Here is a 22353-nt window from a genome sequence, read left to right as displayed (position 1 = left end):
CGTCCCCGTCAGCCCTTGCACAGATCGGCCGTCTTCAGCGTGGCCGGCGGGAGCTCGGTCGCCGAGAAGCCGTACTCCCGGAGCAGCTCCACGTAGCGGGACCGGTCCGAGACGATCTTCTTCAGCTCGCGGTTGAAGCCGTCCCGCAGCTCCTCGTTGCCCTTGCGGAAGACGGCGCCGCCGGGGCTGTACTGCTTCGTGCCGTCGAGCTCCGGCAGGAACGCCCCGGTGACCTCGGTCTCCGGGTTGGTCCTCGCCAGCCAGCGCAGCGAGATCCCGGTGAGCAGGAACGCGTCGACCCGGCCGCCCTTGACCGCGTCGGCGCCGTCCTGCGGCTTCTGCAGCGTCTTGATCCGGTCCTCGGGGATGCCCGCCCCCTCGGCGTACCTGCCCTCCACGGCGCCCGACATCACACCGACGGTGATCCCGGCCTCCTTCGCGGACGCCAGGTCGGTGACCTTCTTCGGGTTGCCCTTCTTCACCATCAGGGCGGTGGGCGAGATGAACTCGGGCTCGGAGAAGATGGCGTTGGCGCAGCGCTCCGGGGTGATCGCCATGCCGGCGCTGACCACGTCGTACTTGCCCGCCTGGAGCCCGGGGATCAGTCCGTCCCACTCGGAGAGCGTCGGCCTGAGCTCGTCGACGCCGAGCGCCTTGAAGATCTCCCGGTGCAGGGTCGGCGCCTCGCCCTTGAGCTCCTTGCCCTCCAGGTAGCCGTACGGGGCCTCGTTGGCGTACGCGACCCGGACGAAGCCCTGCTCGCGGAGCTTGTGGAGCGCACCCTCACCGTCCGCGGAGCCGGCGTCGGTCCTGCTGCACGCGGAGAGCAGTCCGGGGACGACGAGCAGTCCGCCCACGGCCGCCGATCGGTTCAAGAAGCCCCGGCGGGACAGGTTCGGGAAGTCAGCCATGGTTCGCAATCTCCTGGAGGGATCGAACAGTCCGGACAGGGGGAGCGCCTGCCCGATCCCGCACGTCTATGCAGAAAGCGACCTCATGTGATCGAACGGTGGCCGGAGCGTGACCTTCCCGTGTCCCCCTCCGGTCGGGTCGAGTGGCTGAGGAGTGGCGTGAAGTGCCTTGCAGGTAAAGGGAAATGACGGATCGTTGGATCCGTCCGTCCGTCACCGTCCGGTGGTGGGGGCGCGGTACGGGCCCGGCGGATTCACTCGCCCGGTCCGGGGAAGGGCGCGTACCCGCGCCGCTTGTCCACCACGTTCGGCAACGGGGAGCCGGCCAGCCACAGTTCGTACATCGCCACGAACTGCTCGCCCAGCCGGTCCCGCCAGCCCACCGTGTCACCGCTCATGTGCGGCGAAACGATCAGGTCCGGTACGTCCCAGAGCGGGCTCGTCGGCCCCAGCGGCTCCTGCTCGAACACGTCCAGCGCCGCCCCCGCGATCCAGCGCTTGCGCAACGCGTCGGCCAGGTCCTCCTCGACGACCACCGGCCCGCGCCCCACGTTGACGAAACGGGCCGACGGCTGCATCAGCCCGAAGAACCGGGCGTCGAACAGGCCCCGGGTCGCCTCGGTCAGCGGCGCCGCACAGATCACCCAGTCGGCCAGGGCCGCCAGCCGGTCCAGGTCCTCGGGGCCGTGGACGGTGCGCCGCGCGGTACGCCCCACCAGCGCCACCTTGACCCCGAGGGGCATCAGCAGCCTGGCGATCTCCCGCCCGATCGGGCCCGCGCCGACGACCACCGCGCGGCTGTTCGCGAGCGTCCCGCTCTCCCGGTGGCGCCACTGCCGCCGTTGCTGGAGGTCCAGCGTGCCCGGGAGGTCCTTCGCGAACGCCAGCATCAGGGCCGTCACGTACTCGGCCACCGGCCGCTCGAAGATGCCCCGGGCGTTGGTCAGTACCGTGTCGGAGGCGATCAGCTCCGGGCACAGCAGCCGGTCCACGCCCGCGCTCGCCGTGTGCACCCACGCCGGGCGGGGCCCCTCGCCGGGCCAGGCGGCCCGTACCGCGTCGGAGGCGAAGTCCCACACCAGCAGCACGTCGGCCTCCGGGAGCCGGGCGGCGAGCCCGGCCCCGTCGGTGTACCGGATGCGGGCCCGGCCGGTCAGCCGGCCCAGGCGCGGGGACGGGGCGGTGTCCAGGACGAGCAGGGTGGGCTCTGACATGGGGACGGTCGCTCCGTTCCGCTGCGCTGCGTCCGGGAAGGGCGGATGGACCACGCTCGCAGCCGCGCCCCGCTCCGTCAACAGGTCGTGGTGGAGGTGGGGCAGATGGGGGAATACTTGGATGAAACAGATAAAAGGGGGAGGGTGAGCGGCGCCGTGCGCCCGGACCGTCCGGCCGGTTCCGGTCCGGGCGGGCAGGCGCGGGAAGGCGGGAAGCGTGGACAGGACGACCCTTGGCTTTCTCCACCCCGGACGCTTCGCGGTGGACGACTTCCCGCGGATGGAGATCCTGCTCGACGCGGTCCGGCTCGTCGTGTACCGCACCGACGTCGACGAGGACTCCTACGGGGTCGACGCGCTGGTGCGGACCGGGTCGCCCGAGCGCCTGGCCGCCGGGGCGGAGGAGCTCCAGCGCTCCGGCGTCGAGGCCGTCGTGTGGGCGAGCGCGGGCGGCAGCTTCCTCCACGGCTGGGAGGGTGCCCACGAGCAGACCGCGGCCCTGGCCAGGGCGGTGGGCGTGTCCGCCTCCAGCACCTCGCTCGGCTTCGCCCACGCGGTACGGGAGCTGGGCGCCGAACGGGTAGCCGTCGCCTCCACCTACCCCGAGCACATCACCGCCCTGCTGCTCGACTTCCTGCGCGCCGCGGGCGTCGAGGCGGTCGCCGCGCGCTCCGCCGGTCTCGGCTCGGCCGCCGAGGCCGCGGCCTGGGGCCCGGACCGGGTGCGGGAGTTCGCCGTCGCCGCCGACCGGCCGGAGGCGGACGTGGTGCTGCTGCCCGACACGGCACTGCACACCGCCGGTCACGAGGCGGAGCTGGAGGAGGTCCTCGGCAAGCCGGTCCTCACCGGGAACCAGGTGACGGTCCGGGAGGGGCTGCGGCTGGCCGGCCGCCGCGCCTGGTCCCCGAGGCTGGGCAGGCTCTTCGCCGGCCGGGAGGCGCCCCCGGCCCCGGTGCCGACCTGGGGCGAGGGCCGTGCCTGGGCGCACAGCGGGAAGCACGGGCACCGGGGGAGGTGATCCGGCGCCGGGGGCCGATCGGCCGTCGGGGAGGTGATCCGGCGCGCACGGGGCGTGCGGCCCGGCCTGTCGGCGGGCGTGCGGTCCCGGCCCTGCGTCCCGTACTCCGCACCCCGCGCGGGAGCACCCCGCACCCCGCGCGGGAATAAGCGGAGACTCCCTCCTGTTCTGTTCTCCCGGACGTACGAGCAAGGCGCGGGCGCATCACCGGAGAGGCCAGGACGTGGACGAGATTCGAGGCGACGAGATCCGTGGCAGGACGAAGGGAACGGCCCCCGTGCCGCTCTCCGTGCTCGACCTGGTGACCGTGGGGCAGGGCCGCACCGCCACCCAGGCGCTGCGCACCTCCGTGGACATCGCACAGCTCGCCGAGCGCCGCGGGTTCCACCGCTACTGGGTCGCCGAACACCACTCCATGCCCGGCGTCGCCTCCTCCTCGCCCGCCGTGATCCTGGCCCACCTCGCGGCCCGCACCGAGCGCATCCGGCTCGGCTCCGGCGGTGTGATGCTGCCCAACCACGCGCCGCTCGTCATCGCCGAGCAGTTCGGCACCCTGGAGGCCATGGCCCCCGGCCGCATCGACCTCGGCCTCGGCCGGGCCCCCGGCACCGACGGGGCCACCGCCGCCGCCCTGCGCCGCAGCGACCGGCTGAACGAGGGGGCCGATGATTTTCCGCAGCAGCTCGCGGAGCTGACCCGGTTCCTGGACGACGACTTTCCCGACGGCCACCCCTACGCCCGTATCCACGCGGTCCCCGGCCCGGTCCAGGGCACGGCCGACGGCGGCGTGCAGTCCATGGCCCGGCCGCCGATCTGGCTGCTCGGCTCCTCCGGCTTCAGCGCCCGGCTGGCCGGTGTGCTCGGCCTGCCCTTCGCCTTCGCCCACCACTTCTCGGCGCGGAACACGGTGCCGGCCCTCGACCTGTACCGGGAGTCGTTCCGGCCGTCCGCGGTGCTCGACGCCCCGTACGCCCTGATCGGCGTCGCGGCCCTGGCCGCCGACGACGAGCGCGAGGCCCGCCGCCAGGTGCTCACCGGGGCCCTGTCCATGGTCCGGCTGCGCACCGGTCGCCCCGGCCTGGTCCCGACGCCCGAGGAGGCGGAGGCGTACGCCTTCACCCCGATGGAGCGCGAGTTCGTCGACGGCTGGCTCGCCGACATCGTCCACGGCACCCCGGACGAGGTCCGCACCGGTCTCGACGCCCTGGCCGAGCGCACCGGCGCCGACGAACTGATGATCACCGCCAACGCCCACGGCGGGGAGGCCCGGCTGCGCAGCTACGAGCTGATCGCCGACGCGTACGGACTGCCCACGACGGCCTGACCCACCGCGCCCCGGGAACCCGGACCGGATCAGGCGGGCAGTTTCCCGCTGCCGATCAGCTCGGCGATCCGCTCCGGGGCCACCGCGCGCGAGTACAGCCAGCCCTGCCCGGTGTCGCAGCCGATCCTGCGCAGCCGCTCCGCCTGCCCGGCCGTCTCCACGCACTCCGCGGTGACGGTCAGGCCCAGGCGGTGCGCCAGCTGCACCATCGCCTCGACGATCGTCTCGTCGGCCGGACTCGGGTGGGCGCCGTCGTCGTAGCGGAAGCCGCGGACGAACGAGCCGTCCAGCTTCAGCACGGAGACCGGGAGCCGGCTCAGATAGGCGAGGTTCGAGTAGCCGGTGCCGAAGTCGTCGATGGCGATGCGCACCCCCATGCCGCTGAGCGACTGGAGGGCCTGGAGCGGCCGGCCCGCCGAACCCATCACCGCGGACTCGGTCAGCTCCAGTTGCAGCAGCGCCGGATCGAGACCGGTCTCGGCGAGGATCTCCGCGACATCGGTGACCAGGTCGGAGTCCCAGACCTGGCGCACGGCGACATTGACGCTGATGAACAACGGCGGCTCGGCCGGGTGGTCGAGCTGCCAGCGCCGGGCCTGGCGGCAGGCGGACCGGAGCACCCACCGGCCGAGCTGGACGATCGAGCCGTCCTCCTCGGCGATCGCGACGAACCGATTCGGCGAGAGCATGCCGAATTGCGGGTGGTTCCAGCGCACCAGCGCCTCCACCCCGTGCACCACCCCGTCGGCCATGCCGACCAGCGGCTGGTACTCGATGGTGAACTCGCCGCGCTCCACGGCGGGCCGCAGGTTCGAGGAGAGCGTCTGCCGGGTCATCCGGTGGGCGTTGCGCTCCGGGTCGAAGACCGTCCAGCGGGCCTTGCCGTCCGCCTTCGCCCAGTACAGCGTGGTGTCGGCGGCCTGCATCAGCCCGGTGGCCGAGGTCCCGGCCACCGGGCGCTCCACCACCCCGATCGACGCGGACACCGAGAGCCGCTGCCCGGCCAGGTCGAAGGGCTGCTGGAGCGCGAGGAGCACCGCGCGGGCCAGGTCGGTGAGCTGCCGCGTGCCGGTGGAGTCCTCGACCAGGATCGCGAACTCGTCGCCGCCCAGCCGGGCCACGAGGTGCGAACCGGGGCGGCGCGGGCCGTCCTGCTCCGCGCAGTCGGTGAGCCGTGCGGCGACGGCGGCGAGCAGCCGGTCGCCGACCCGGTGGCCCATCGTGTCGTTGACGGCCTTGAAGCCGTCCAGGTCCAGGTAGCAGACCCCGACCCGGCCGCTCCCGGCCCCGGCGCCGTCGTCGCCCCGGTGGGCGGGGTTCTCCAGGACGGCGGTGAGCCGCTCGAAGAACAGCGTCCGGTTGGGCAGCCGGGTCACCGGGTCGTGCATCTGGAGGTGGCGCAGTCGTTTCTGCAGCTCGCGCCGGTCGCTGATGTCCGAGACGGAGAGCAGCACCTGCCCAGCGCCTTGCGCGCCGCCCGCGCCCGTCCCCGCGTCCGTGGTCGTACCCGCGCCGGCCCCCGTGTCCGCGCCCGTGCCCGGGACCGCCCCGTGCTCCGGGCCGGGCATCGGTACGACGGTGACCTCGGCCCACAGCGAGCGGCCGTCGGGGTGCTTGAGCTGATGGGTGCGGCGGAACCGGGAGCGCCGCCCGTGCAGCACCTCGCGGTACGCGTGCCAGGTGCGGCCGTCCGCCGCCAGGTCGAGCAGATCGGCCGCGGACTGGTTGGCCAGCGCCGTGGCGGGGCGGCCGAGGAGACTGCCGAGGGCGTCGTTGGCGGTGACGACCAGGCCCTCGTGGTCGACCACGGCCATCGGGAGCGCGGCGGCCCGGAACGCCGCCCGGTAGCCGTGCGGCTCGGAGCCGCAGCCCCCGGCAAGGGGCCACGGCCGGTCACGTTCCGTGGTCGAGGGCCCCGCGGAACAGGGGGACGTGCCCGTCGGGGGCCTCGGCCCTTCGGACGTTCCGCTCACCGTTCGCTCCTGCCGTGCAGTTCGGTTTTGAACAGGTGTGGCCGGACTGGCCCGCCGCACGGATCGCCTCGAAGCACAGGCGGAAACCGCGTGGGAAAGCCTGGTGAAGCATAGAGGCAGGGGCCTGGGCCGTTCCAGCGCCCCGACCCTTCCACGCCTTGCGTACGCCTCGCATGGGTCATTTGCGCGCCGATCCGATTTGCCCGCAACCGATTGTTTCTGAGCGCTTCTGTGTCGAGGTGGTACCTCGATGATCGATTGTGACTGTCCGTAAAGGTCAGGGGTTCGGTCGGGTGCTGACTCGACTGGGGCAGCACAACAGGACGAAAGCCCTGAATCATCACAGGGTGGGTGCGTGATCACATCTCGCACCCGGAGGTAGACGTGCCGCGTCAGCGCAGAACCGGGGGAGTGGAGAGGCCGAGTCTGCGCGGTGTGGGCGCGGCCCTGACCTCTCTTCTGGCGCTCGCCGCCACCTCCCTCGTCGCCGGACCCGCCGCGGCCGCCACCGGCGAGGCGGGCCCGTGCGCCCTGCCGCGCACCGAGGCGCACCACTCGCTCGGCGTGAGCGACTGGAACGACGCCTACCCCCGCCCCGACCGCCCCCTCGACGCGGTCATGATCTTCCTGTCCTTCCCGGACCACCGCCCCGCCGTCACCCCCGGCGAACTCGCCGCCGACCACTTCCCCGCCACCACCGAGTTCTTCCGGCGTGCCTCGTACGGGAAGTTCACCCTGCGCCCGCACCCGTTGCAGCAGTGGATCCGGATGCCCGAGACGTCCGACCGGTACGGCATACGGCGCGACTGGGACAACGGCCGGCGCGCCGCCTATCTGCGCGACGCCGTGGCCGCGGCCGATCCGCAGGTCGACTTCTCCCGGTACGCCGTCGTCTACCTGGTCGCCGACCCGGACGCCCCGGGCGTCGACTCCGACGCCACCAAGGTCGTCAACTTCGACGAGCCGCTGCGCGCCGACGACACGGACATCCGGCGCGTCGTCACCGTCTTCGAACACCACCCGCCGGACCGCAACGTGCTGGCGCACGAGACCGGCCACGTCTTCGACCTGCCGGACCTCTACCACCGGCCGGCCGACGGCAAGGGCGACTGGGACACCTACGTCGGCGACTGGGACGTGATGGGCAGCCAGTTCGGACTCGCGCCGGACCTCTTCGGCTGGCACAAGTGGAAGCTGGGCTGGCTGGACCGCAGGCAGGTGGTCTGCGTCCAGAGCAGCCGGGACATCACCCTGGAGCCGATGGCGGCCGTTCCCGCGCCCGGTGCCTCCATCGGCACCCGGCTCGCGGTGATCAGGACCGGCGAGGACAGCGCCGTCGCCATCGAGGCGCGCAGCTCCACCGGGAACGACAGCGCGACCTGCGCCGAGGGCGTCCTGCTCTACCGGGTGCGCAGCAAGACCCCGTCCGGCGGCGGCCCGGTCGAGGTCATCGACACCCACCCCGAGACCGACGGCTGCTGGGACCGGTCGGTCTACGCCCCGCTCGCGGACGCCCCGCTGCGGGTCGGCGAGACGTACAGCATCCCCGGCGGGCACACCAGGATCGAGGTTGCGGACCGGACCCCGTCGGGCGCCTGGACCGTCCGGATCACCACCGGCACGTAGAGGCCCTTCGCCACGCGACTCCCGCGCCCCGCCCCCCTGCCTTCCGGCGCACGAAGAAGCCCCCTCGCTTCCGCGAGGGGGCTTCTCCCGTCTGTGCGCCGCCAGGGACTCGAACCCCGGACCCGCTGATTAAGAGTCAGCTGCTCTAACCAACTGAGCTAGCGGCGCCTGCTGACGTCGTAGACCTTAGCACTCTGATCGGCGGGAGGAAAAATCGGTTCACGAGCCGCCGCCGGGGGTGTCGATCTGGTCACCCGCACGCAGGCCCAGAGCAGTACGTCGGGCCCCGGCAGCCAGGGGGTGCGGGTGTCGGGGGCGACCACCCAGCGGGGGCCGGAAGCGGCGGGCGCGCAGGTCAGGGGCGGAACGGTGACCGCGTCCCCGGTGCCGTGACAGAGCAGCGGCGGAACCTTTCCGTCGCTTCCGTCACCGTCGCCGTCGGCTCCCCCCGGGCCCGCGGCGCCCTCGTCGTCCCGCAGCTGCGGGTCCATGGCCGCCCGGGGCTCGGGGCCGCCGCCCCACTCCTCCCAGTCGAGCAGCGACGGCAGCCGCTGGGCGGTGCCGGGGGAGGCGAACAGCAGCATCCGGCCGCGGTGCGTGGCCACGGGGCCGGACCCCGGACCGTCGGACCACAGGTGCTCCAGCATCCGGCGCCCGAAGAGGGTGGGCACGTTCACCACGTCGAAGGCCGATCCGCACGGCAGCACCCCGGGCGAGGAGGGATGGGCCTCCCACTGGGCCAGTGTGCTGCGCGGGTACGCGGCGGCCCCGGCGAGCCAGGCGGCCCCGGCCGCCGTGACCTGGGACGTCTGATGCGCCGAGGCCCGGTGGTGCGGGGCGGGGAGGACGCCGACGCCGTGGTGCGGGGTCTCGCCGTGATGGGGGATGGTGTCGTCTGGCAGCCATGCGGTCATGCGCCCATGTCTACCGGGAGTGATCGGGCGGATTCCGAGAGTTGCCGGAAACCGGGACAGGGCGGGGTGGCAAGGAGTATCTTGCGCGCGGGCATATGCCAGAGGTCGTAACCGGAGCCGTTGTCCGACGTCAGGAGGGCGTCCGGCCCAGCAGACTCCGGCCGAACTCGACCATCTTCCTGGCGTAGTCCTCGGTCCACTCCGCACGCTCCGCGATGTCCGCCGTCGTCAGCCGGTCGAACCGGCGCGGATCGGCGAGCCGGGCGGCGGCGATCGCCTGGAACTCGACCGCGCGGTCGGTCGCGGCCCGGAACGCCAGGGTCAGCTCGGTGGCACGGGACAGCAGCTCCTTCGGGTCGTCCATCGACTCCAGGTCGAAGAAGTGCTCGGGATCGGCGACGGCCGCCGACGGCTCGAAGAGCAGGGGCGCCGGACGCATCCGCTGCCGTTCGTTCCGCTCGGGCTGTGGCATGTGGTGTTACCTCCTCGGACGGGCCGGACGGCCACCCTCCATTGTCCAACGTCCCGCAAGTGGGCCCGGATCCCGGCCGCGACGCCTCCGGCCGGGACCGGACCACCGGGACCGGATCGCCGGTCCCGGCCGGGTCATCGGCGGGGGAGCGCGGACGCCGCCTCCTCCAGGTCGTCGACGCTGCCGGACATGATGGTGCGGACGTGCTCGGTGATGTGCTCGACCGGCCAGTCCCACCAGGCGACGGCGAGGAGCCGGGCGACGGTCCCCTCGTCGTGACGGGTGCGGATCAGGCGGGCGGGATTGCCGCCGACGATGCCGTAGTCGGGCACGTCGGAGGTGACGACGGAACCGGCGGCGACGATCGCGCCGTGCCCGATGCGCACGCCCGGCATCACCGTGGAGCCGTGGCCGAACCAGACGTCGTTGCCCACGACGGTGTCGCCCCGGTTCGGCAGCCCGGTCAGCAGGTCGAAGTGCTCGCTCCAGGAACCGCCCATGGAGGGGAACGGGAAGGTGGACGGGCCGTCCATCCGGTGGTTGGCCCCGTTCATGATGAACCGCACACCGGTCCCCAGCGCGCAGTACTTCCCGATGACGAGCTTCTCCGGGCCGTAGTGGTACAGCACGTTGCGGGTCTCGAACGCGGTCGGGTCGTCCGGGTCGTCGTAGTACGAGAAGTCCCCGACCTCGATCAGTTCGGACTTCACCAGGGGCTTCAGCAGCACCACCCGGGGCTGCCCGGGCATCGGGTGCAGGACGGTCGGGTCGGCGGGGACGGCGGGGACGGCGGATTCGGGCACGGGGCGGTTCCTTGTCGGCTGTCGGCTATTGGCTGTCGGTCGGTCCGTGGAGCGTACAACCGGTTCGTCGTCGGGGTATCAGGTCGCGGGGCGGCCGGAGTCGTCCGGGCCGGATCACGGACGCCAGACCACCCGGTGCTCCGCCAGATGCGCCAGCACCGCGTGGTTCGCCTCCCAGCCGTCGGGGAACTTCACCGTGACGCCCAACTGCACCGGCTCCGTGGACGGATGCTCGTCCAGCAGCTCCGTGACGCCCGCCCGGCACACCACGACGCAGGCGTGCCGGTGGCGCGAGGCCAGTACGCAGAGCCGGCCCGTCTCCAGGTGGAAGGCCGTGGCGTCGGGGCGGCCGGACAACGGGTGCAGGACCACCGTGACGTCGAACTCGCGGCCCTGGAGCCGGTTCGCCGTGTCCACCGCGACGCCGCTCACGCCCAGCTCCGCGAGCGCCGCCCGGACCGCCGCGGCCTGGTCGCGATGGGCGGTGCCGACCGCGATCCGGTCCGCCGTCACCGGCACCGGGTCCGGCGAGCGCTCGCTGGTCGCCGCGCCGCCCCGGTCCAGCAGCCGGCGGACCACCAGGGCCACCGCCCGCACCGCCTCCGGATCGGTGCGCGGCGTGTGCCTGGCCGGGAGTTCGAGCAGACCCCAGCCGGACTCCGCGGCCTCGTCCAGCACCCGGTCCGGGGCCGAGCCGTCCGACACGACGCCGAACGACAGCCGCCGGTCGCCGTGGTCCGTCCCGCTGCGGAACGGGGTGTACGGGTAGAACGCGTCCGAGACCAGCGGCGCGGCGGACGCGGGCAGCCGCCAGGACACCGGCAGCCGGTGCTGCGGCAGTTGGGGATTGTGCGCCAGCAGGGTGGAGACCGCGCTCGCGGACGGATCGTACGAGAGCCCCGCCCACTGGTCCGCGCCCACGATCGAGAACGGGTCCAACTGCCCCGGGTCGCCGACGAACAACGCCCGCTCGAAGAGCCCCGCGACGGCCAGCAGCGCGTCCGAACGCATCTGGTACGCCTCGTCGACGATCGCATGCCCCCACGGCTCCACGTTCTTCACGTGCGCCCACTTGGCGGCCGTCGAGATGACGACGTCCAGCCCGGCCAGGTCGGCCGCCTTCGCCGACTTCCGTACGTTGGCCAGGCCGTCCAGCACCTTGTCGTACGGGTCGGAGTCGTTGCTGTGCAGCCGGCCCACCGGCAGCCCCGGGTCCTTCTCCGCCAGCCGCACCACCAGGTCGTCGACCTGGGCGTTGGTCTGCGCGACCACCATCAGCGGATGCCCGGCCGCCGCGAGTTCGAGCGCGGCGCGCACCACGAGCGTCGACTTGCCCGCGCCCGGCGGGGAGTCCACCACGATGCCGCGCGACGTACCGCCGAGGGTGTCGGCGAGGATCGCGTCGGTCGCCCGCGCGGCCCGCGCGCCCGGGTCGAGAACGTCCGTCACAGCAGGTCCTCCGCGGTCACCGGGTCGGGGTGCTCGGCATGCCCGGCCGCCGCGCCCGGCGGACCGCCGTGCGTCCAGGGCGTCTCCTCCGGGTCCGGCAGCTTCGGGCCGCCGCGCTGGTCGTGCTCGAACAGGGTCCAGGCGATCCGGTCGCCCGGCTCGGGCACCGAACCCGGGGCCGGCTCCTTGCTCCGGCCCATCCGGTCGAGGACCCGCAGCACCAGCGACGGCGCGCCCCCGTCCTCCGGTTCGGCGTACGCCACGAACTCGACGGTCTGCGGCCTGCCGTCCAGCGAGCGGTACACCTTGGTGCGCTCGCCCAGGTGCGGACGCTCGTCCGTACGGACCGTGACCAGCGGGCGCGGGGACGGGCGCCTGGACTCGCTGTACGCCATCACCACCTCCGTCACCTCACCCACGAACGCCTCCCCGGCCAGCCTCCGGCCGGCCAGCACCAGCGGATCGTCCAACGCCTCCTGGGCCTCCAACTGGGCCTGCGCCGTCTCCCGCGAGGCCAGCTTCTGCGCCGCCGTCACCGCGTCGTCCCGGCGCGGCTGCGGCGGCTCGCCGGAACGCACCCGGTCCCGGTGACCGGTGAACGACCAGCGGTCCCTGGTCCAGCGGTCCTCGACCCGGGACCCCTCGGGCAGCCCCCGCAGCAGGTCGAGCCCCCGCCACACCGCATCCCACGTCGGCCGCATCACCCCGGCCAGCAACGCCCTGATCTCCCGCTCGGCGGCGGTCACCCCGGCGAGCAGGGCATCGGCCGCGAGACCGTCCTCCGCCGCCGCGAGCGCGGTGCGGGCCCGGTCGTACCGCTCGATGGCGGGTGCCAGCAGCCGGTTGTCGAACGCCGGGTCCGTGGCCGGACCGGCCGGCGGCCACCACAACTGGCCCTCGTCGTCCCGCTCCAGCTCCGCGCGCAGCGCCGCCGACGCACCCGACCCGCCCGCCGGGACGTCGATCCAGGCGAGCAGCGCGCCCAGGTGCTGATCCTCCAGGCTGCTCTGCCCGGTCGCCCAGTGCCGGTTCAGCAGATCCGTCGCGGCGAGCAGCAGGGAGGAGCCGGGCACCCGGGCCCGCTCCCCGTAATGCGTCAGCCAGCGGCCCAGCAGCGGAACGCGGGCGGGCGCGGGGTACAGCGCGTCGGGGTCGTCCTCGGCCGTGCGCCGGAACCGCATGGAACGGCCCAGCAGCCGGACGAACTCGACGCCCGCCCGGCTCGGCACGATCAACTGCGGCGCGTCCGTGCACAGCTCGACCTCGACCCTGGCCTTCTTCCCGGTCGCCGGATCGGTCTCGTTGCGCTCGGCCGGCTCGACGACGTCCTCGTACGCCTCGATGTGCGGCAGCACCGCCTCGGCCAGCTCGGCGAGGAACGCGAACCGCAGGTCCCGGTCGCGCGGCTGCGGGACCGCCAGCAGCCGGGGCGCCTCCCGGTCCGTCCCGACGAGCGCGCCCAGCGGGGCACCGGCCTCACCGGCCGTGGTCAGCGGGACCAGGACGAGCGGCCGGTCGGTCAGCCGGCGGTGCAGGACCGTCGCCAACGGCTGCGCCCGGTCGCTCTCCACGGCCTCCATCCGGGCCAGGGTGCTGATCAACGACATGCCGCACCGCCCTCCAGCGCCTCGGCGCGCAGGGCCGCCGCCCGTCGCAGGGCCGCGACCGTCGGGTCCGCCGGATCGCCCTCCTTGCCCGCGGCGGCGGCCAGCACCTCGCCCACCGTGGTCAGCCCGCCCAGCTCGCCGCGCACGCTCCGCCCCAACGCCTCCACCGCACCGGCCTCCTTGGCCCTCTCCCGGCAGTGGAAGGCCAGCTCGCAGGCGGCCAGGCACTCCGGGGCGTACGCCGCGTCGACCGACGCGACCGCGGCGTCCAGCTGCTGCCGGGGGCACCCCGGATCGAAGGTGGTGCCCTCGGGCAGGGCCGCCGCGATGTCCTCCAGCCGGGTCAGCCGGGTCAGCTGACGCCGGGTGACCGCGCGCTGCTTGCGCACGTCGACGACCGAGGCGGTGGGCAGGTTGGAGAAGTCCTTCGGGCAGACCAGCAGCACCCGGTGGCCGACCCCGGCCCCCTCGGTCAGCTCCGCGATCCGCTCCAGCGCCAGGACGTAGACGGCGGACTGCCGGGCCGCGGCGCCGACCTTCGCCGCGTCGGCGGAACCGTCGAGCATGGGGAAGGACTTGATCTCGATGACCGTCCAGGTGCCGTCCGGATGCACCGCCACGGCGTCCGGCTCCAGATAGGCGGGGGAACCCGCCACGTCCAGGGCCAGCATCGGGTGGTCCAGCAGCGCCCAGCCGCCCGCCCCGGTCGCCTCGCGCAGCGCCAGGGCCGTACGCGCGGCACGGCCCTCGGGACCGGCCGCCGTCAGATCGGGCACCAGGACCTCGCGCGGCTCCCCGGCGCCGCCGCCCAGCCGTTCGTACAGCAGACGCATCAGCTCCGCGCCGCCGTCGCCCTTGACCTTGGCCTCGAAGGCGTTGCCCCGGACGAAGGCGAACTGCGACTGGCCGAAGGGCGCCGGTGAGCCGAGCGCCTCGGCCAGCGCGCCCTTGTCCACCCCGGCACCGTCCAGCAGGGCGCGGCGGCGGCAACCGGGATTGGCGGCGAGGGCGGCCAGCGCGCGGGCGTCCAGCGGGCGCGGGGCCACATCGGGGCCCCGCAGCTCAGCGAGCCGCCGCCGGAGTGTCGCCGCCCGCCGCTCCGGCTCCTGCGGGGGCGCCGGGGGCGGCCCGGGACGCACGACCGGCCGGGAGGTCTGCGTCGGCCGGTGACGCGGCGTCGGTGGAGTCTGCGGAGGAGGTCCGCTGGCCGGGGATTCGCTCACCCGCGGAAGTGTTGCATCCGGCACTGACAACCGGGGACTTGGCCGGCGGGGCGATCTGCGGGAACCGGGTTCCGACGCGGTCCTTGACCCGGTCCGCGAGACGCATCAAGGGCCGGGCGAGCAGGGCCCCGACACCCATCACGGCGGCGCCCGCGACCGCGTCGAGCAGATAGTGGTTGGCCGTGCCCATCACCACGAACGTGGTGATCAGGGGGTAGGCGATGCCCAGGGCCCGCAGGTACGGGTTCCGGCAGTGGCGCCACAGCAGGATCCCGCACCAGAGCGACCAGCCGACGTGCAGGCTCGGCATCGCCGCGTACTGGTTGGTCATCCCGCCCATGCCGCGCGGGGCGCTCGCCTCGGCGCCCCACCAGCCGTAGGAGCTGTACTGGGCCATGGTGTCGACGAAGCCGTACTTCGCCTCCAGCAGCCGGGGCGGGCAGGTCGGCATCAGCGTGAAGCCGATCAGGCCGAGCATCGTGGAGGTCATCAGCCAGGTGCGGGCCCTGCGGTACACCTCCTGGCGGCGGCGGAACAGCCAGACCAGGACGATCGGGGTGACCAGGTAGTGCAGGGACGCGTACGCGAAGTCGGAGGGTATGCCTATGGAGGGGTGGGCGGTGAGCAGCCGGTTGAGCGGGTGCTCGGCGTTGAGGTGGAAGGCCTTCTCCAGGCGCAGGATGGCCAGGCCGTTGTCGACGGCCGTGGACACGTCGCCGCGGGCCACCAGTCGGCCCCCCGAATAGGCCGCGTACATCAGGACCAGCAGTGACAGCTCGGTCCACCAGCGGGGCCTCGGGCGCGCCTCGGGCGAGGTGCTGGCATGCTGCATCCGGAAGCTCTCCATCATGTGTTCATGCGACCGACGGCGGGCGTTCAACCGTACGGTGCGAGTCGGTCGCGACTCCTCCGGGGGTCCCGGCGGGGTCTCGTGCGCACGGCTTTCTCCGCGTCCCGTGGGACGCCGGTTCGGCCCCGGAGGTTGCCTCGCGCACACGTGCGCGATGATGGGAGAACCGGACGATCATTCTGTCGTGGTCCCCGGCCCAAGATCTCGGTTTCAGGGAGAGCCGTCATGGCACCGCGTATCCTGCTCGCCCGGCACGGCCAGACGGAGTGGTCCGTCAAGGGCAATCACACCGGCAGGACGGACATCCCGCTCCTCGACACCGGCCGCGCCGGCGCCAAGCTCCTCGGCGAGCGGCTGCACCGCGGCCCATGGGCGGAGATCCCGGATCTGGAGGTCCGCACCAGCCCGCTGCAGCGGGCCAGCGAGACCTGCGCCCTCGCCGGGTTCGGGGACCGGGCCGAGCCCTGGGACGCGCTGCTGGAGTGGGACTACGGCGCGTACGAGGGGATGACCCCGGCCGAGATCAAGGCGATCCGGCCCGACTGGCTGATCTGGCGCGACGGGGTCCCGGAGGGCGAGACCCCGGCCGAGCTGTCCGCCCGCGCCGACGAGATCGTCGAGTGGGCCCGGTCCGCCGACCGCGACGTGCTGGTCTTCGCCCACGGGCACATCCTGCGGGCACTGGGCGCCCGGTGGCTCGGCGAGGACGTGGCGTTCGCCGCCCGCATCCGGCTCGACCCGACGTCCCTGTCGGTACTGGGGTGGGCGTACGGGGCCCCCGCGATGGAACGCTGGAACGACACGGGCCACCTGGAGCGGTAGCCCGCCCGGCCGTCGGTCCTGCGGGCGGGCACCGTCACCGCGGTGCGCCGCTCACTCCCGCGTACCGCTCACGTCGGCGTACCGCTCACGTCGGCGTACCGCTCCAGGAACTCCCGTACCTCCGGGGTGCCCCGCTGCGGCCTCAGCGCCGTCACCGACTCGGCCAGCATGGCCCGGATGCGGGTCGACCGGACGCGGCCCAGCAGGTCGAGCACCCGGTGCCCCTCCGCCGCCGCCTCCGCGGCCCGGCCCGCGCGGGCCAGGTCCCAGGTCAGCTCGGCCCGGTACAGCGCCAGGTTCCGGGTGAAGTGCGGGTCCTGGAGCCGCACCGCACGCCGCGCGTGGTGGGCCGCCCGCGACCACTCGCCCAGCACCGACCAGCACTGCGCCTCCAGGAACTCCAGCTCCGCCTCCCGGAAGAAGCTCATCCACTCCGGGTCGGCGTCGGACCGGCCGCGCCCGAACGCGGTGTGTGCCCGGCCGATCGCCCGCTCGCAGCCGGTGCGGTCCCCGAGCCCCGCCCGGCCACCGGCCTCCCGCAGCGCGAGCAGCGCCAGCAGCCGGGGCGAGCCCAGGGGCTGTGCCGCCCGCTGCCCGGCCTCCGCCGCGCGGACCGACTCCCGGGGCCGCCCGGTGTCCCGGGCCAGGAACGAGGCGTTGCAGAACGCGTGCGCCTCCAGCGCCGCGTCGCCCGCGACCCGGGCCGTGGCCAGCGCCTCCGCGTAGTGCGAGCGGGCGTCCTCGAAGCGGCCCGAGTCATGGGCCAGCCAGCCCACCGAGATGGCCAGTTCGCCCGCCCCTGCGTGCAGCCGGCCGGCCGTGGAGCGCTTGGCTGCGACGCCGGAGTCGAGCAGCGCGTACGCGATCCGCAGCGGGTGCGAGGCCTTGCGGTACAGGTTGTCGCCGCCCTGCCGGTCGTCGAGCAGCCGGATCTGCCGTACGGCCTTCTCGACGGCGCTCACCTCGGCCTCGCCGACCCGGCGCGGGGCCGGCACGGGGCCGGTGGCAGCGGCGGCGGAGGTGCCGCCGAGGCCGAGGGTCGCGGTCGCCATCGTGGCGGTGCCGCTCGTCATGAACACGCGACGCAGCACGTCGCTCTCCTCGTCGGTGTCGCGGTGGGGCGCGGTGGGCGGTGGGGTGTCGACGGTGGCCCGCGCCCCCCTGCCGCGTACGGTCTCACGCGACGAGAAGCCCAGATCCACCAGGGTGGTGCCGGGGAACATGTGCAGGAAGACCCGCTCGTACGCGTAGTTGGGGCAGCGGATCTCCCCGGACTCCACGCGTCCGATGTACCGGGCGTCGCACGCGACCTGTTCGCCGATCTCACGGGCGGCCCTGCGTACCGCGGCGGCGAACTCCCCGGCGGAGCGCTGTCCGCGCAGCCGCCGGAAGGCGAGGTTGGGAACTGCCCCTGTCGACACCATGGACCGGAACCTCTCTTCTGCAGCCGGGGTTCCCGCTTCCGGTGTCCCGGCGGATGTCCCGGCGGAGCAAGAACGTACCTGCTGTGACAAGCCCCACATGGAGCGTTTGCCCTCAAACCAGGCATCTCGCCCGCGATTTGCCATGAACTGCCACCCTTTGCGGCGGCGTGGCACCGTAGCCCTTGACGCAGTCGGCGCGTTGGTCCATGCGGAGACGGAAACCGGCTCCGCCCGGCGATGAGAGGAGAGGTCCCTTGTTGCATCTCGGCACGGAGACCGACGCACGGACGACTGCGACGACCCCGGCCGCGACGGGTGCCCCGGCACCCGCGTCCACGGAGGACCACGGGGCCGCCCCCTGCGACCTGGTGACCGTCCCGGCCCGCCAGGGACTGGAGGCCGTGGACATCCTGCGCCGGGACGCCGAGCAGGACATCGGCCCGGTCCTGCACGACGGCGCCTGCGACACCCTCGGCTTCCTCGTGCCGCCGGGCACCGCCGATGCGTGGGACGTACCCGGCAGCGCCTGTACGCGGACCGCCGGCCGCGGGCTGCGCATCCCCGCCGAGCCGCCGGTCACCGGGAGCGGCTGGCTGCTGCCGCCGGAGGACGACGCCCCGGTCACCGACCCCGCGGTGCTGCGGGCCGCCCTCGACCAGGCCGCCCGGCTCATCGAGGCGGCCGACAACTGCCGCTGACCGCACGAGGGTCCTCCCGGGGTCGCGCCGCAGGTCCGGGGGCGGCCCCGCCGGGTCCGGTCCGCGCCCATAATGGCCGGTGGGCGGGTTTCCCCGGCCCGGCCGGTCGCGTACCGGTCCGGAGCGAAGAGCAGTGAGCGGGCGCGAGCAGCAGTGGCACGTCGAGGAGCGTCGAGCGGGGGTGCGGGCGGTCGCGGGCGCCCGGACCGCAGGGCCGACGGCAGGACCGAACGCGGTGCGGGACGCGCCGGGCGCCGGGCGGAGCCCCTCGCCGAACCGGTGGACGGCGGCCTCGCCGAGCTGGTGCCCGACCGGGAGCGCCCGCACGCCTGGACGCTGACGCTGGACGGCGCCCCGCAGTCCCACGTGGACCTCGACGACCCCACCTTCCTGTCCTTCGAGTACCAGCGCCGCATCGGGCACATCGCCGACCTCGTCGCCCCCGCCGGGCAGCCGCTGCACGTGGTGCACCTGGGCGGCGGCGCCTTCACCCTGGCCCGCTACATCGCCGCGACCCGGCCCCGCTCCACCCAGCAGATCGTCGAGGTGGACGCCGCGCTCGTCGGCTTCGTGCGCCGGGAACTGCCGCTGGACCCGCAGGCCAGGATCAGGGTCCGGGCCACCGACGCCCGCGCCGGGCTCGGGAAGGTCCAGGACGGCTGGGCGGACCTCGTCATCGCCGACGTCTTCAGCGGGGCCCGCACCCCCGCCCACCTCACCAGCACCGAATTCCTCACCGAGGTCCGGCGGGTGCTGAAGCCCGGCGGGAGCTACGTGGCCAATCTGGCCGACGGGCCGCCGCTGACCCACCTGCGCGGCCAGGTCGCCACCGCGGCCGCGGTCTTCCCCGAGCTGGCGCTCGCCGCCGACCCGACCGTGTGGCGCGGCCGGCGCTTCGGCAACGCGGTGCTGCTCGCGTCGGACCTGCCGCCGAAGGTCGCCGAACTGACCCGCCGGGTCGCGACCGACCCGCACCCGGGCCGGGTCGAACACGGGCGGGCGCTCGCCGACTTCACCGGCGGCGCGGCGGCGGTGCACGACGCGACCGCGACCCCGTCCCCGGCCCCGCCGCCGTCGGCCTTCCGGTAGGACGCGGACCGGACCCGCCCCGGCGGGCCTTGCGACGGGACGCGGACAGGACCCGCCCCCTCCGGATGGCGTACGGTGCCGCCCATGGCAAGTGTGCTCGTGGTCGAGGACGACCAGTTCGTACGTTCCGCCCTCATCCGGCACCTGACCGAGGCCGCCCATACGGTGCGGAGCGTCGGCACCGCGCTCGAAGCCCTGCGCGAGGTCGCGCACTTCCGCTTCGACGTGGTCATCCTCGATCTCGGCCTGCCCGATCTCGACGGGGCCGAGGCGCTCAAGATGCTCCGGGGCATCACCGACGTGCCGGTGATCATCGCCACCGCACGGGACGACGAGAGCGAGATCGTCCGGCTGCTCAACGACGGCGCGGACGACTACCTGACCAAGCCGTTCTCGGTGGAGCACCTGTCCGCGCGGATGGCCGCTGTGCTGCGCCGCTCGCGCGCCGCCGGGGGAGAGGCACAGCCGCCGAGCGTCATCCGGGTCGGCGGGCTCGCCATCGACCCGCTGCGCCGCCAGGCCGAACTGGACGGGGCCGCGCTCGACCTGACCCGCCGCGAGTTCGACCTGCTGGCCTTCCTCGCCGGGCGGCCCGGCGTCGTCGTCCCGCGCAAGGAACTCCTGGCCGAGGTCTGGCAGCAGTCCTACGGCGACGACCAGACCATCGACGTCCACCTGTCCTGGCTGCGCCGGAAGCTGGGCGAGACGGCCGCCCGGCCGCGCTATCTGCACACCCTGCGCGGTGTCGGGGTGAAGCTCCAGCCGCCCGCCCCGGGCTCCCCGGAGCGGCCCGCATGAGATGGGCGCTGGTCAAGGTCTGTCTGGCCGTCACCGCGATGGTCGTGGTGGCCTTCGCCGTACCGCTCGGCATCGTGGTCGCGGAGATGGCCCGGGACCGCGCCTTCTCCGACGCCGAACGGCAGGCCGCCGCCATCGGCCCCACGCTCTCCATCACCACCGACCGCATCGAACTCGAAACGGCCGTGCTCGCCACCGAACCGGGTGTCGCGGGACGGATGGCCGTGCACGTCCCCGCCGCCGCCGGAGGACCGGACGGAGAACCGAACGGCGGACCGGACGGAGAACCGGATGGCGGACCGGGCGGAGAGCCGCTGGAGATCGGCACCCGGCGCGCGGCCCCCGAGGACCTGGAGACCGTGCGCAACTCGGGGCGTGCCTCGATCAGCGAGGTCAGGGGCGGTTTCGCGCTGCTCCAGCCGACCGCGCTGGGCCCCGACGAGATCGCCGTCGTCGAGGTGTTCGTGCCGCAGGACGAGGTGTCCAAGGGGGTCGGCACCGCCTGGCTGGTGCTGGCGGGCGTCGGCGTCGCGCTGATCGTCGGCTCCGTCGCGGTCGCCGACCGGCTCGGCGTACGGATGGTGGAGCCCGCCCGCCGACTCGCGGGCGCCGCCCACGACCTGGGGGAGGGGCGGCTGGGCACCCGGGTCGCGGAGGAGGGCCCGACGGAGCTGCGCTCGGCCGCCGCCGCGTTCAACTCCATGGCCGACCAGGTCATCCAGCTCCTCGCCAACGAACGGGAACTGGCCGCCGACCTGTCGCACCGGCTGCGCACCCCGCTCACCGTGCTCCGCCTCAACGCCGCCTCCCTGGGGGAGAGCACGGCCGCCGAGCAGACCCGGGCCGCGGTCCGGCAGCTGGAGCACGAGGTGGACATCATCATCAGGACGGCCCGCGAACAGCGCCCGCAGACCCAGGGGCTGAACGGCGGGCCGGGGGCGGGCTGCGACCTCTCCGAGGTGATCCGGGAACGGATGTCCTTCTGGTCGGCGCTCGCCGAGGACGAGGGCCGCGAGGTGAGCCTGGCGGGAGTGGAGCGCACGGTCCGCATCCCGGTCGCCAGGCCCGAACTGGTCGCCGTGCTGGACGCGTTGCTCGGCAACGTGTTCCGGCACACCCCGGAGGGCGCCGCCTTCGCCGTCGACGTGCACCACAGCGACGACGCGGTGATCGTGCTGGTCTCGGACGCGGGGGGCGGGATCGCCGATCCGGCGGCGGCCCTCGCCCGGGGCGGCGTCGGCCGGGACGGGGCGCGGGGCGCCGAAGGCGCGGTGGGCTCGACCGGGCTCGGCCTCGACATCGTCCGCCGGGCCGCGGAATCCACCGGCGGGGACGTGCGGATCGGACGCTCGGTGCTCGGCGGTACGGAGGTGAGCGTCCGGATCGGCCTCGACGGACACCGGCGGGAACACGGCCGACGCGCACACCGGGTGGGCCGGAGCCGGGGCCGGCGCGGGGCGACGCGCGGGAACACGGCACCCCGACTCCACCGGGGAAGGACCCCGGACCACTGACCGGTCCCCACACGGCCCCGTCCGGCCCCCTGCTCCCGCCCTCCGCCCTCGACCCTCCGCCCGTCTCCCCGACAGGTTCTGACGATCCCTCCGGCAGTCCATCCCCTTCCCTCCCCCGGACCGCCGGGTTCGGGGAAAGAACGCGGGTGTCGCCGCAGCCACCCCGGTCGAGCGGTACCCCGTTCATCTTCCGGCGGGCGTCCGGGGATGAACGGGGGATGACGGCGTCCGCCCCCGTCGGCGGGCGGAAACGTGCCCCGGTCCGTACGGTCCGGCGAGGCCGCCCCCGTACGCTGTCGCCGGTACGCCGCTGACCTGCCGCTTTCCTCGGCGGAACGGACTTCGGGCCGAACTCCGCCACGTTCTGCACGCGTTGTGGCAAGACCTCGGCGGGACACGGTCCCGTGACTTGCAGGACACGCTCGGGCAACGGAAGCGTCTTCAAGTCTTGACACCCGCCCCCTCCAGGCAGGAACCTTCCGGCATCGACGCATGGGAGCGCTCCCACATCGGATGGGTCCTCCACCCGAACGGCACTGCCCGTGCCCCTTCCCCGAACCTCCGGCACCCGAGCCCCACCGGCACGGGTGTCACGCAGTCAGAACACCGGCCCCACCCGGACGC

The 22353-nt window shown here is 74.0% G+C and carries 19 protein-coding genes and 1 tRNA gene; 8 read left to right on the top strand and 12 right to left on the bottom strand.

Annotated elements, in window-relative coordinates:
• Positions 1-8 precede the first annotated feature (8 nt).
• Together ehuB and ABZZ04_RS20780 are read right to left on the bottom strand one after the other, a co-directional pair.
• Positions 9-911, bottom strand: a complete 903-nt coding sequence (ehuB, locus tag ABZZ04_RS20785; protein ID WP_356933676.1) for an ectoine/hydroxyectoine ABC transporter substrate-binding protein EhuB — start codon at positions 909-911, stop codon at positions 9-11.
• Positions 912-1165: 254 nt separating this feature from the next.
• Positions 1166-2125 (bottom strand): D-2-hydroxyacid dehydrogenase, encoded by a 960-nt coding sequence (locus tag ABZZ04_RS20780; protein WP_356933675.1) that lies wholly within the window; start codon positions 2123-2125, stop codon positions 1166-1168.
• 280 nt (positions 2126-2405) lie between these two features.
• Between ABZZ04_RS20780 and ABZZ04_RS20775 the strand changes: the two genes are divergently transcribed.
• Positions 2406-3143: a decarboxylase gene (locus ABZZ04_RS20775; RefSeq protein ID WP_356933692.1), complete on the top strand. Its 738-nt coding sequence runs from the start codon at positions 2406-2408 to the stop codon at positions 3141-3143.
• A gap of 223 nt (positions 3144-3366) precedes the next feature.
• Complete coding sequence (locus tag ABZZ04_RS20770) at positions 3367-4467, top strand: LLM class flavin-dependent oxidoreductase (RefSeq protein ID WP_356933674.1); 1101 nt, start codon at positions 3367-3369, stop codon at positions 4465-4467.
• 29 nt (positions 4468-4496) lie between these two features.
• Here ABZZ04_RS20770 and ABZZ04_RS20765 read toward each other — a convergent pair whose 3' ends face one another.
• Positions 4497-6440, bottom strand: coding sequence for an EAL domain-containing protein (locus ABZZ04_RS20765; RefSeq protein WP_356933673.1), 1944 nt, complete (start codon positions 6438-6440; stop codon positions 4497-4499).
• A 411-nt stretch (positions 6441-6851) separates the two neighbouring features.
• Here ABZZ04_RS20765 and ABZZ04_RS20760 point away from each other — a divergent pair, with 411 nt between their 5' ends.
• On the top strand, positions 6852-8066 hold the full coding sequence (locus tag ABZZ04_RS20760; RefSeq protein ID WP_356933672.1) for a M6 family metalloprotease domain-containing protein: 1215 nt from the start codon (positions 6852-6854) through the stop codon (positions 8064-8066).
• 94 nt (positions 8067-8160) lie between these two features.
• Here the strand turns inward: ABZZ04_RS20760 and ABZZ04_RS20755 are convergent.
• The 8 genes from ABZZ04_RS20755 to ABZZ04_RS20720 form a co-directional block, all read right to left on the bottom strand.
• Positions 8161-8234 (bottom strand) — tRNA-Lys (locus ABZZ04_RS20755).
• On the bottom strand, positions 8225-8980 hold the full coding sequence (locus ABZZ04_RS20750; RefSeq protein ID WP_356933671.1) for a hypothetical protein: 756 nt from the start codon (positions 8978-8980) through the stop codon (positions 8225-8227). The genes ABZZ04_RS20755 and ABZZ04_RS20750 overlap by 10 nt, the downstream gene beginning before the upstream one ends.
• 130 nt (positions 8981-9110) lie before the next feature.
• Positions 9111-9452, bottom strand: a complete 342-nt coding sequence (locus tag ABZZ04_RS20745) for a hypothetical protein (protein ID WP_356933670.1) — start codon at positions 9450-9452, stop codon at positions 9111-9113.
• A gap of 134 nt (positions 9453-9586) precedes the next feature.
• Positions 9587-10201 (bottom strand): CatB-related O-acetyltransferase, encoded by a 615-nt coding sequence (locus tag ABZZ04_RS20740; protein WP_356933691.1) that lies wholly within the window; start codon positions 10199-10201, stop codon positions 9587-9589.
• Positions 10202-10369: 168 nt separating this feature from the next.
• A complete protein-coding gene (locus ABZZ04_RS20735) occupies positions 10370-11704 on the bottom strand; it encodes an AAA domain-containing protein (RefSeq protein ID WP_356933669.1) in 1335 nt (444 codons plus the stop codon).
• A complete protein-coding gene (locus ABZZ04_RS20730; protein WP_356933668.1) occupies positions 11701-13311 on the bottom strand; it encodes a hypothetical protein in 1611 nt (536 codons plus the stop codon). Before ABZZ04_RS20730 ends, ABZZ04_RS20735 begins: the two co-directional genes overlap by 4 nt.
• The gene (locus ABZZ04_RS20725) at positions 13302-14450 is read right to left on the bottom strand and encodes a hypothetical protein (RefSeq protein WP_356933667.1); all 1149 of its coding nucleotides are present in this window, start codon (positions 14448-14450) and stop codon (positions 13302-13304) included. Before ABZZ04_RS20725 ends, ABZZ04_RS20730 begins: the two co-directional genes overlap by 10 nt.
• Positions 14374-15366: a phosphatase PAP2 family protein gene (locus ABZZ04_RS20720; protein ID WP_356933666.1), complete on the bottom strand. Its 993-nt coding sequence runs from the start codon at positions 15364-15366 to the stop codon at positions 14374-14376. The genes ABZZ04_RS20725 and ABZZ04_RS20720 overlap by 77 nt, the downstream gene beginning before the upstream one ends.
• A 243-nt stretch (positions 15367-15609) precedes the next feature.
• Here ABZZ04_RS20720 and ABZZ04_RS20715 point away from each other — a divergent pair, with 243 nt between their 5' ends.
• Positions 15610-16206 (top strand): histidine phosphatase family protein, encoded by a 597-nt coding sequence (locus ABZZ04_RS20715; RefSeq protein ID WP_356933665.1) that lies wholly within the window; start codon positions 15610-15612, stop codon positions 16204-16206.
• Positions 16207-16274: 68 nt separating this feature from the next.
• Here ABZZ04_RS20715 and ABZZ04_RS20710 read toward each other — a convergent pair whose 3' ends face one another.
• The gene (locus tag ABZZ04_RS20710; protein ID WP_356933664.1) at positions 16275-17630 is read right to left on the bottom strand and encodes a tetratricopeptide repeat protein; all 1356 of its coding nucleotides are present in this window, start codon (positions 17628-17630) and stop codon (positions 16275-16277) included.
• Positions 17631-17884: 254 nt separating this feature from the next.
• On the opposite strand from ABZZ04_RS20710, the gene ABZZ04_RS20705 reads away from it, so the two are divergent.
• The 4 genes from ABZZ04_RS20705 (at position 17885) to ABZZ04_RS20690 (ending at position 21729) form a co-directional block, all read left to right on the top strand.
• The gene (locus tag ABZZ04_RS20705) at positions 17885-18328 is read left to right on the top strand and encodes a hypothetical protein (RefSeq protein ID WP_356933663.1); all 444 of its coding nucleotides are present in this window, start codon (positions 17885-17887) and stop codon (positions 18326-18328) included.
• 153 nt (positions 18329-18481) lie between these two features.
• Positions 18482-19417 carry a fused MFS/spermidine synthase gene (locus tag ABZZ04_RS20700; RefSeq protein WP_356933662.1) on the top strand — a complete coding sequence of 312 codons (936 nt, stop codon included), beginning with the start codon at positions 18482-18484 and terminating at the stop codon, positions 19415-19417.
• Positions 19418-19501: 84 nt separating this feature from the next.
• Positions 19502-20215: a response regulator transcription factor gene (locus ABZZ04_RS20695; protein ID WP_356933661.1), complete on the top strand. Its 714-nt coding sequence runs from the start codon at positions 19502-19504 to the stop codon at positions 20213-20215.
• Entirely contained in the window at positions 20212-21729 is a 1518-nt protein-coding gene (locus ABZZ04_RS20690) for a HAMP domain-containing sensor histidine kinase (protein ID WP_356933660.1), read from the top strand. The genes ABZZ04_RS20695 and ABZZ04_RS20690 overlap by 4 nt, the downstream gene beginning before the upstream one ends.
• The last annotated feature ends 624 nt before the right edge of the window (positions 21730-22353 follow it).

The sequence above is a fragment of the Streptomyces sp. NPDC006435 genome (assembly GCF_040612315.1).
Classification (GTDB): Bacteria; Actinomycetota; Actinomycetes; order Streptomycetales; family Streptomycetaceae; genus Streptomyces.
The sequence above is the reverse complement of the archived record's forward strand: the minus strand, read 5'-3'. Positions and strand labels throughout refer to the sequence as shown.